This window comes from Bradyrhizobium sp. (genome assembly GCF_016462955.1).
In the GTDB taxonomy this organism is placed as follows: Bacteria; Pseudomonadota; Alphaproteobacteria; order Rhizobiales; family Xanthobacteraceae; genus Bradyrhizobium.
Genome location: NZ_JAEMSD010000716.1, coordinates 1,106 through 2,713, shown reverse-complemented (window position 1 = coordinate 2,713; position 1,608 = coordinate 1,106). Strand labels below are relative to the sequence as shown.

1 protein-coding gene is annotated in these 1,608 nt (G+C 66.2%); it reads left to right on the top strand.

The window, feature by feature from the left end:
* Positions 1 to 1,608: M14 metallopeptidase family protein (locus JHD07_RS37320; protein WP_291631291.1), on the top strand; the 1,608-nt coding region annotated here is incomplete at both ends.

Here is a 1,608-nt window from a genome sequence, read left to right as displayed (position 1 = left end):
TTCCTGCCAGGCGTCACCTACGACTCAGCCATTCCGACGATCGAGAGCGTGCTGGGCAAGCCGTCCGGCGAGCGCATCACGCCGGCCGCCGACGTCATCCGCTATTTCCGCGCCCTTCAGCAGGCCGCTCCCGGCCGCATCGTCGTCACACCGTACGCGAAGAGCTGGCAGGGCCGTGAGCTGGTCTACGTCGCCATCGGCTCACCCGAGCGCATCTCGCAACTCGACGCCTTCTCCGCCGACATGAAGGCCCTCGCCGATCCGCGCCGCACATCGCAAGCCGCCGCCAACGCGATCATCGCCCGAGCACCCGGCTCGGTGTGGCTGGGCCACGGCGTCCATGGCGACGAGATATCGTCTTCCGACGGAGCGATGATGACGGCCTATCACCTGCTCGCCGCCAGCAATGATCCCACGGTGCGGAACATTCTCGCCAACACGGTGGTCTTCATCGATCCCGTCCAGAACCCTGATGGCCGCGACCGCTTCGTGAATGGCTTCTACGACACCACGGGACTTGAGCCCTCCGGAAGCCGCATCGCGGCCGAGCGCAACCAGCCCTGGCCCGGCGGCCGCACCAACCACTACCTGTTCGACATGAATCGCGACTGGATCTCGCTGACCCAGCCCGAGACGCGCGGCCGCGTGGAGATCTTCCAGAAGTGGTTTCCGCTCGTCTTCGTCGACCTGCACGAGATGGGCTCGGACTCGACCTACTTCTTCTCGCCCGAAGCCGATCCATACAACCCGGACATCACGCAGACCCAGCGCGACGCGCTCAAGCTGATCGGCCGCAACAATGCGCGCTGGTTCGACCAGTTCGGCTTCTCCTACTTCACCCGCGAAGTGTATGACGCCTTCTATCCCGGCTACGGCGCCGCATGGCCGCTGTTCCAGGGCTCGATCGGCACGACCTATGAGCAGGCGTCCGCGCGCGGGCTTCTCGCACACCGCTCGGACGGCTCGGACATGAGCTATCAGGATACGGTGCGCCGCCACTTCACCTCGTCCATCGCGACGCTGGAAACAGTCGCCTCCAACCGCGAGAAGATGCTGCGCGAGTTCTACGCCTATCGCGCTTCCGCCATCGATGAGGGGCGCAAGGGCGCCGTGCGGTCCTACGTGATCCCGCCGCAGCAGGACCAGTCGACGGCCGATCGCCTCGCGCAACTGCTTGCAGCGCAAGGCATCGAGGTCAGCCGCGCGACCGACACCATCCGCGCCTGCCGCAAGACCTACCCTGCAGGGACCTACGTCGTGTCCCTTGGCCAGCCCGCCGGTCGCCTCGTCCGCACGCTGATGGAACCGCAGGTCTCGCTCGACCCGAAATTCATGGCCGAGCAGGAGCGACGCCGCGCCAAGGACCTCGAGCCCGAACTCTACGACGTGACGGCATGGTCGCTTCCCGTGATGTTCAACATCACGACCGACCGCTGCGCCGATGAGCCAACCGGAGCCATGGCCGCGTTCTCGGCGGATGCGGAACTCCCTGGCGCCGTGGCACGGCCCGAAGCAGCCTATGGCTTCCTTGCGCCGTGGGGCTCGACATCGGCTGTACGCCTGCTCGCCTCGGCGCTGCGTGAAGGCATTGCGGTCTCCAGCTCGGAT